This window comes from Coxiella-like endosymbiont of Rhipicephalus sanguineus (assembly GCF_018687865.1).
Genome location: NZ_NIQB01000048.1, coordinates 1 through 8,074 on the forward strand (window position 1 = coordinate 1; position 8,074 = coordinate 8,074).

Sequence of the window (8,074 nt, forward strand, 5' to 3'; positions counted from 1 at the left end):
GGGGAATATTCCAATCTCGTGGAGGCGAAACCCACGAATTCTAAAACACTATTTTTATGTATTTTAGACGAATATGGCTATTATGTTGTAGGAGGGTTTGCTGTAGTTCCAGCACAGGCCTATTCGTTGGGTTTTTCGATTGGTGTTTTCCGGACAAGATTTGCCAGATTTCCAAAAAGCTTCTAAAGAAGAAGCTGTATCGATTTGTACTAAAGTCTGTATGAAGCTTGAAGCCCCTACCCTTGAAGACCCCTACCGAAATCTAGGATTTCTTCATAAGATCAGCTGGCGAATTTTATGTGACGTATCTTGAAAGTTTCAGGTCGATTAAGGAAAGTAGCGTATTGGATACTTATCAAGATTCTAAAGGTGCTCATATAGAAAAACGGGTGCGGATCGACTTATTGGATTTAAAGGAACAACGCCAGGGGAAGCACACTTTTTCTTTAAATCAAAAATCGTTTGTGAAAAGTTTTTTTATTCAGATCCTAAACCCTCAAAAAATCTAAGGCTTAATCATTTTCTTAAAGTAGATGGGCCTAGCGATTCCGATGCTAAGAAATTAATAAAAAGTTTTGAGTATTTTGAAAAATTAGCCGGGAAAAAATTACATTTGCTAATATAGAAGCCAGTAATAAAGAAGTAGAACAAGTTTCACAAGCTTTTAATGACAATGCTGTGTTAACGCCTTTGGATTGCTCACTACTGGCCTTACGAAGATTCTTTAAGGAAACAGATATTCTCACAGATTTCTTACAAGAATTAACAGGTACAGAACAAGAAATAGATTATTTAAATCTTTTTACACCCTTGCATTTATCGGAGCACCTGGAAGGGCTCGTTATTACTAGTGATTTAAGTGAATTTAGAAAACCAATCCTCGATCGTGGCTGCTGTCGTGATCAAATTGAATATATTCAACGCTTGTGTAAGTAATAAAAGTAGCCAACAGGCAATGAATATTGCAATTGAGATAATTGGTGATATGGAGAAAGGGACGTAATACCCTCCCAAAATTAGGTTTCACGAGGATGGCAGTGATGTTTCGAAGGAGGTGCGGGAAATGATTTAAGCTATTTCTTTGAAGAAAAAAGAAGTAGTAGAAAAAAAGCCATCAGAATAAATTTAAAATTTAAAGAGTTATTGAAGGTAGCGGAGTGAATATATTAAAAATTAATCGATTAAGACAATTTCTATTTTCCTTTTTTGTTATTTCGTTAGTGGGTTTGTCGGATGTCCTACGTGTACCGCCGTATCCTCAGAAAGAGTTATCCCCATCCCCCAACCTTCATTGTCAGAGTAGAGATTCGTGCTCATTACATTAATCAACTGCGTGAGAATGGCGTGTAGGTTAATAAAATTAGGGGAAATTTTAGAATTTGTTTTGTTAAGTGATTATTTATTTAACCCTAATTCCGTGAATATTCCGAAGTGATTATTGTCAAGTCTTAAAAACCGTCGCAGCATTAATAAATACCTACGATAAAGTCATTCTAAAAATAGCTGCTTATACTGATAATGTAGGCAACATTCAAAGACAACAGGCACTAATTACACGTCAAGCTCAGGTCGTGGCCAGTTTTCTTTGAGCTCGAGGGATTAATGCTCGTTTAATTTATGCTCAAGGCTACAATCCCCAAAATGCTGTCGATTGGAATGGTAGTTTTCGAGGTCGCCATAACAATCGACAAGTTGAAATTGATTTTAGGTTTTATCCCAAATACATACCTTCTATCTAGAAGCAAAAATAATATTAGATAAAGAACAACTAGCTTTACAAAAAAATAATCTTTATCGCGATAATTATCGGCGCTTAATGAGTTATTTGATAACTATGGTCATTATTGGGCTGGGTTTATTAGCTGTTTTAAGTTGTCAAATTATGACAACAGAAAAGACCACTTATTATGCAACAACCACCACAGGACGAATTATTTCTTTACAGTCTTTGGACATGCCTGTAGTGACCAAAACACGTATTTACTCCAATGGGCAGCATTGGCAGCGCATGTGGCTTATAAAAGTGGTACCATCGTATTTTACAGGTGATGGTTGGGATTCTTTAATGGACACCATGAAATGATCGAATGTTATTGATTCTTTGACTCAGAATAAATTATTTATGGCAGCGATGGTTGATGGGCCTCCGGTTATTTTAGATCAAGATATTGTTCATGGCCTATACCTGGCGCATGCAATTACCGCTGCTCATAATTTATACCAGTGCTAATGAAGAACGAAAAGCACATTTTGCTGTTACGATGGATATTGTTCGGGTATCCGTAATTGATGCTGTTAAGAATATTCAAATTAATAAGTTTAGTGTAGTCATAGAATAGTTATGGCGGAAAAAGCGACGGATTACAATTAGTCATTTTGTAAAATGCCTTTTATCGCTATAATTATCGTGGAGCGCTAATTGCTTTATTATTTATAGTGATAATTAATTGTGTATTAAGATTTATGATTTTTTTATAAATAGATCCATCCGCCTCAACCAACTTATTTCGCCACTACAGTCGATAGGCGAATTATCATGCTGCCATCCGCTAAACGATTCAGTTTTGCTTGGATTTTGTTCTGCAATGGGCGACAGATGCAGTGCGAAAAGCCTTTAGCTTGGATTATGTGCGTTGGTGGGAACAACTGAAGGACGCTTCCAATAATTTCACACCCGATGGGTGGAAGTGATTTTTGAGTAGTTTAAAAAAAGTATTAATAATTTAAAAACGTTAGTGGATTTAAAAATGGTTTCTAATGTGATGCTCACAGGCGGGCCCACTATAGTTTGAAAAGAAGTAGTAGGTGGTCATTTTGCTTGGAACATTAAAATGTCTTATTAAAATGTCTTTATTAGTAAGTTACCTGAACGAAGGACATATCATTACCATGCCTATGGAGGTAACCCTGATTGTAGTCCAGATGCCGGCTCAGAATTATCTGCAGCGGGTCGCAATTAACAATTTTTTAGCTCAGACAGTCAATCCAAATGTGCTGACTACGGAATGAGATGGATAAAATTAATGAATCTTGATAAAGAAGAAGTGAGAAAATAGTGGTTCAAAAAAATTTAATAGGTTTACTAGGTTCTTGCATTTGCTTGAATATTATTCCTGTTTTAGCTAATTATAATTATGGTATTACCTCTTATAAGCTATGAATTCTGCCCTGAATACGTCTGATGCTTCGCAAGCAACTGAGAATAACTACAATAAAAATCAACAGGCACTTATCGATGTCTTATTAAATAAGGCCCGTGCAAATAGTAATACTAACAACAACACTGTTAATAATAATCAAAATGATTCTTCCTCAACTGCGATGGTACAAAATCCCGGTCTTAGTGATTAAGCATTTGCCAAGGCCATCTGTAACATGATGTCGCTTTTACTGGAAGGAATTTGCACTGTATTATTTATTTGACCAAAGTCAGCAAGTGGCAGTCGCTTCGCCAGATATATCCCCCGAAGCCGACTTCAGCATCTGTGATTGTTAATTTATCGCCAGAAGCAACTTTGCCCGTTATTCGTTTGTCCTCAGGTTTTGTGACATCATTGGTATTTTTAGATTCCACAGGCGCTCCTTGGCCAATTCAAGCATATGATTTGGGAGATCCAAACAGCTTTAACATTCAATGGAATAAAAAAGATAACACCTTATTAGTTCCAGGAACTCAGTCATTATAAATCCCGAAATTTAACTGTAATGTTGCAAGGTTTGGATACGCTGGTGATATTAACTTTGATACCAGGGCAATGATCCGTTGATTATCGCGTTAATTTGCGAGTACCTGAAATTGGTCTGAATGCTAACCCTGTTTTAGGTGGATTGTCAGTCACAGAAAGTTCCGAATTATTAGAGGTTTTGAATGGTGTCCCGCCCCGCGGATAGTAAGTCTTTAATCATCACTGGTGGTGGAAGCGACTGTCAAGCGTGGCTGATTAAGGGGCATCTTTTTTTACGAATTTGGTTAACAGTTTTATCGCCGGGATGGATTTCAACGATGAGTAGTTCAGACGGAACACATACGTATGAGTTGCAGATACCACCCCATTGTACTTGTTTCGCAACGGGGTCAATTAGTTAAATTAATGATTGAAGGATTATAAGATATCAGAGTTTTTTAAAAAAATTTTACAAAGTGCGAAGTTCCGAGTAATTTCAACAGCAGTGGTAGTAGTAGTTGTCATTGCTGTGATTGCGGTATCGCATGAAAAAGCAACAGAAAATGCATTCGAAAGCGCAGCAATAGTTGCTTCACCACCCGCTATCCAATCAATTCCAGGCGTAGGGAATCCTTTACCCACTTTTTGAGCTTCACATATGTGAAAGCTCAAAATTTGCAAAACGCATTACAGGCCAACGATACTCGACTCGGAAAAAGGCAACCAGTTTTGTGCCCACCATCACGCGGCAAAGCTTTATTGGATCTCCCGAGCAATTTAAGCAAAATCAATCTCCCACCACCGCATCTTAGCCTGAAAAGAGGGGTATCCTATTAAAAAAGTGGTTTATCTTTGATAAACCCAATCTGCTAATTATGCTGTAGAGAATTTAAAATTAGTTCGCAATGCTGGGGTTACCGCTGAAGAATTAGTCTGTCAATCTTGTTTCTGTCCCTCTTTGCGATTAGCGTCATATGCAGCAGGGGAATTAAAAGATGTAGGCTATTTAGTTGAAGAATTACAAAAATTAAGAATTATTGTTATACACTCGGACAGGAACAAGCTGAAAAGGGAATGCACAAGGAGCTTTTGGCAGAAATACTTGAAAACAAAAATGAGGAGCGTCGACAAAAAAATAAACACTGCTTTTCGTTTTATATTAGAAACCCATATAATGTCGAAAAAGATAGGCTGAGTAACAGAAGTTCTCTAAGAGCTTTGGTAAATTGGTTATATCTCAAAAGAAATGGTTCTATTCTATTTGATATTATCGTCTTCTCACCCTCTTTGTATTTTACAGATGAAAAATTGTATTTGTTGAGAGAGAGTATAAATACGTTTTTTGTCTGCTAGCGTTATTCGAGCAGCTTATGAAGAGACATCAGGAGGGAATTTTTTAAAAGAAAAGGAAAAAGTACTTCAAGCTTACCAAGCAGAAAATTAAAAAGATGAACTTATCATCCCATATGTTAAAAAAAGAATTAGCTATTTTGATCGCAAAGATTCAATGGTGAAAAAGATATTTCGGATTTTGAATACAATAGCTTTTTCAATGGCCTTCCCACTAAAGATTTATCATTCTTTAGTGTTAAATGGCGAAGAGTTGTCAACAACCATTATCGCTGATGCTATCCACATTACTGCCGAATGTTAGCAGAAAAAGTAAACTCTCCTGCAACCAAAACAATAAAGACTACAGCTGAATTTTGGAATGCAACAATTTTATTCGAAATTTCTGACAAATTAAGAGAAATAGATTTAATGGCTGAGGCTCCAGACGTTCGAATAGCAAAAGAGCTTTTTTTTAGCTGCATATGAAGAATGCCAAAGAGGGCTTTCTAAAAACTCACGAAAATTAGCAGAAATTAAATATTATGGCACTAAAATCCAAGCTCATTTGCCTACCCTCGTTTCTGAGAAGTTAATTCCTTGCAGATTAAAGGGATTCGATAGAACAATTTCCTTTTATGAAGCAGCAGCGAAAGGGGAAATACTTTTAGACGAACAGATCAGAGTTTAGGGACGTTATATATTAGGTAAAGGAATTAGGGTTAGTGGTGATGCCAAGGTATCTATGTTTTTATTTCTAAATCAGGGTCATTTTTGTTGGCTTTATAAGGGAATTCACGAAGATCCTTACGCGAGAACACTTTCTAAGATAATACAAGAGAATAATTGCTATGAAAATTTAATGTTGCATCATGGTGAAATTTTAGATCGTTTTAATCCTCGAAATAATTTGTCGAAAATAGACCTTCACCCCAAATAATAGATCGCTGGCTTTGTTGGACATATTTCAATCACGACCCAGTGGTGGCTGCTATTTGTCGAACTAAGACTCATGTTAATCGGTTATAAAACGAATTTAATGTTGTGCCTATCGATAAAGCAAAAAATTGTAAAGAAGAATTCTTGGCGTAGGTTGTTCAGATTGCCGAAAAATTTTAACTAAAAAATGGAGATTTAAGAGAATACCTTCAAGGTTCTATGCGGTTTGCAATAGTGACAGCGCATAAAGCAATAGGAATGTCCTTTTTTTTGTAAGTTTGTGTAAGGAAGGAAAGTTATCTTGTTTTCCTTCTGAGAGCAGAGAAATGCTGTAAAGACGAACAGGCATTAAAAGAGGTTTGTTATCAGAGCACAAAGAAAATCTTGGCGGATTTAGTAAAAATTCAGGTAAATCCTTCTGTGGCTGTAGCGGAAAGAAGAGGAGAAATTGGAACTTAACTTCGGCTAATAATTAAAATTATAGGTAGCTCTGGATACGACTTAAAAATGTCCCTTTCCCTCCCTCCGCGCGGACAACAATATCTCTCTCTTTCTATGTTTGTCATATACAGAGAGACAGAACAAGATTCTCGGGCTTAATTTTTCCCTAATATTGGAGTGTTAAAATAATTCTGTAAACTTAAATGTGGAATAATTTTTATAGATTTTTTGTGTAAAGAGCTTGGGTCGCTCTTACAAGGGTGTACCAATAAGAAACAGCGTTTGGAATTTTTAAAAACCTTATTAAAGGTTCTAGAACCCGTTTTTGAAAAAAACAAAAACTTTGTTGTTGGAGCAGATGAGCTCGTTAATCAACTGAGCCAACACTTAATATCAAATTTATCCAGGCTTAATCTGCTTGCGCTAGGAGACGACATTCATTTTAATCGATTCGCAGAAGAGCTCGTTATCTATGCGGATAAATATGGCGACGGCAGTGAAAGACAATACAAAGCCATTAGTAGTATCATCGCTTTACAATATTCACTGAACGAAATTTGTCGGCGGCAATTGAGCAAACTATAACGTTCCTATTTAGATCATTTAGATAGAATTTGGAATAAAAAATCTGCTGTAATTCTACAATTACATGCCTCTTCGAATCCAGGATTTGAGATGAGATCTTTCATCAGAATAAAGGGCTTAGGAGTAATTTGCGTCAGAAAAATATTTCTTTGTATCTGGTTTTAGAGAAACGGCAAATTGCTCATCGCTTGCATTAAACCTTCCAAGAATTACCTGACTAGAAATTGAGCAGTTTTTATACCAGCTTTTATTATCAAAAGAATCGGCGAGTCCTCTCTCAAAAGCGAGACAGTAAAAATAGATTAGCCGTTGTCTGGCTGCTGATTATTGGGTATGCATTAGGGGATTGCGCCAGGCGTAGTATTATATCGCTATTAGTCGCTTTACCTTTAGCTGTCTACTCTCTCGCTACTTTTCGTCACGAGGGCCGTGGAAATTTTGGCAGTCGCATGGTATAAGGTATTTTGTGAAAGAACAAAAGCCGTTTTAGGACTTAGATTAGGCTGGTAGACTAGAAGCTACCTGTTTGCATTAAGCGCAGGACGACGAAAGTGAAGATTCCCACTCCCCCTATTTTTCTGCAGAGGGATTTAAGTGCCTGTTAAGCGATTTTAATATTTCCTTAAGATTATACTACGTATAGTAAGCCTAAAGAAAAATATCATTTTTTTGGAGATCGACAACTATGCAAACGAGGATAGTGCACTTATTTAGAGCACTGTTAAAACGTCTTTTGTTGATGGCTTCAATATTTGGTGTGCTATTCGCCGGGGCTTCACCGGCTACTGCCACAACTTCTGGTATTGCCCTATCCACTATTATCCACTATATTTCAGCCAACGTAGATTCTTCCATAAAGGAGCTTTCCACTGTCCTCAGTGATATCTTCGTTGATTGCTGGAGTGGGCTTTGTTATGGCTCCTTTCTTTAAATTCCATTAACATAAATTGAATCCTACTCAGGTAGGGTAGGTACCCATCAGCTAAGGCATAACCTTTTTGTTAATTGGTGCGGGCTTAGTGTTGTTTTCTACAATGTTGCCTACAGAAAAACGGGCTGTGTTTGGAACGTTTGCTCAGATTGATGCCGTGGGGGCAGATTCATAGTATTATTGG

At 36.9% G+C, this 8,074-nt stretch carries 12 protein-coding genes and 1 pseudogene; 11 read left to right on the plus strand and 2 right to left on the minus strand.

The window, feature by feature from the left end:
• The 10 genes and pseudogenes from B1F79_RS06885 to B1F79_RS03025 all read left to right on the plus strand — a co-directional run.
• Positions 1–186: hypothetical protein (locus B1F79_RS06885; protein ID WP_285896374.1), on the plus strand; the 186-nt coding region annotated here is incomplete at its 5' end.
• Positions 187–299: 113 nt separating this feature from the next.
• Positions 300–509 (plus strand): hypothetical protein, encoded by a 210-nt coding sequence (locus B1F79_RS06890; protein ID WP_285896375.1) that lies wholly within the window; start codon positions 300–302, stop codon positions 507–509.
• Positions 510–678: 169 nt separating this feature from the next.
• Positions 679–936 carry a hypothetical protein gene (locus tag B1F79_RS02995; protein ID WP_251365939.1) on the plus strand — a complete coding sequence of 86 codons (258 nt, stop codon included), beginning with the start codon at positions 679–681 and terminating at the stop codon, positions 934–936.
• An 880-nt stretch (positions 937–1,816) separates the two neighbouring features.
• Positions 1,817–2,083 carry a DotI/IcmL/TraM family protein gene (locus B1F79_RS06335; RefSeq protein WP_285896376.1) on the plus strand — a complete coding sequence of 89 codons (267 nt, stop codon included), beginning with the start codon at positions 1,817–1,819 and terminating at the stop codon, positions 2,081–2,083.
• A 91-nt stretch (positions 2,084–2,174) separates the two neighbouring features.
• The gene (locus B1F79_RS06340) at positions 2,175–2,339 is read left to right on the plus strand and encodes a DotI/IcmL/TraM family protein (protein WP_285896377.1); all 165 of its coding nucleotides are present in this window, start codon (positions 2,175–2,177) and stop codon (positions 2,337–2,339) included.
• A gap of 34 nt (positions 2,340–2,373) precedes the next feature.
• Positions 2,374–3,009 (plus strand): annotated as a pseudogene (locus B1F79_RS03005) (type IVB secretion system apparatus protein IcmL/DotI).
• A 147-nt stretch (positions 3,010–3,156) separates the two neighbouring features.
• Positions 3,157–3,351 carry a hypothetical protein gene (locus B1F79_RS03010; RefSeq protein ID WP_251365940.1) on the plus strand — a complete coding sequence of 65 codons (195 nt, stop codon included), beginning with the start codon at positions 3,157–3,159 and terminating at the stop codon, positions 3,349–3,351.
• Positions 3,352–3,419: 68 nt separating this feature from the next.
• A complete protein-coding gene (locus B1F79_RS03015) occupies positions 3,420–3,686 on the plus strand; it encodes a DotH/IcmK family type IV secretion protein (RefSeq protein ID WP_251365941.1) in 267 nt (88 codons plus the stop codon).
• A 94-nt stretch (positions 3,687–3,780) separates the two neighbouring features.
• Positions 3,781–3,891 (plus strand): DotH/IcmK family type IV secretion protein, encoded by a 111-nt coding sequence (locus B1F79_RS03020; protein WP_251365942.1) that lies wholly within the window; start codon positions 3,781–3,783, stop codon positions 3,889–3,891.
• Positions 3,869–4,087, plus strand: coding sequence for a DotH/IcmK family type IV secretion protein (locus tag B1F79_RS03025; RefSeq protein ID WP_251365943.1), 219 nt, complete (start codon positions 3,869–3,871; stop codon positions 4,085–4,087). Before B1F79_RS03020 ends, B1F79_RS03025 begins: the two co-directional genes overlap by 23 nt.
• Positions 4,088–4,103: 16 nt before the next feature.
• Here B1F79_RS03025 and B1F79_RS03030 read toward each other — a convergent pair whose 3' ends face one another.
• The gene (locus B1F79_RS03030) at positions 4,104–4,337 is read right to left on the minus strand and encodes a hypothetical protein (protein ID WP_251365944.1); all 234 of its coding nucleotides are present in this window, start codon (positions 4,335–4,337) and stop codon (positions 4,104–4,106) included.
• A gap of 2,265 nt (positions 4,338–6,602) precedes the next feature.
• Here B1F79_RS03030 and B1F79_RS03035 point away from each other — a divergent pair.
• Positions 6,603–6,959 (plus strand): hypothetical protein, encoded by a 357-nt coding sequence (locus B1F79_RS03035; protein WP_251365945.1) that lies wholly within the window; start codon positions 6,603–6,605, stop codon positions 6,957–6,959.
• A 648-nt stretch (positions 6,960–7,607) separates the two neighbouring features.
• Here the strand turns inward: B1F79_RS03035 and B1F79_RS03040 are convergent.
• The gene (locus tag B1F79_RS03040) at positions 7,608–7,775 is read right to left on the minus strand and encodes a hypothetical protein (RefSeq protein ID WP_251365946.1); all 168 of its coding nucleotides are present in this window, start codon (positions 7,773–7,775) and stop codon (positions 7,608–7,610) included.
• Positions 7,776–8,074: the final 299 nt, after the last annotated feature.

Coding starts and splice junctions, on each gene's coding strand:
- B1F79_RS03010 (WP_251365940.1), top strand. CDS start 3,157: ATGAATTCTGCCCTGAATACGTCTGATGCTTCGCAAGCAACTGAGAAT.
- B1F79_RS03025 (WP_251365943.1), top strand. CDS start 3,869: ATGGTGTCCCGCCCCGCGGATAGTAAGTCTTTAATCATCACTGGTGGT.
- B1F79_RS06340 (WP_285896377.1), top strand. CDS start 2,175: ATGGCCTATACCTGGCGCATGCAATTACCGCTGCTCATAATTTATACC.
- B1F79_RS06335 (WP_285896376.1), top strand. CDS start 1,817: ATGAGTTATTTGATAACTATGGTCATTATTGGGCTGGGTTTATTAGCT.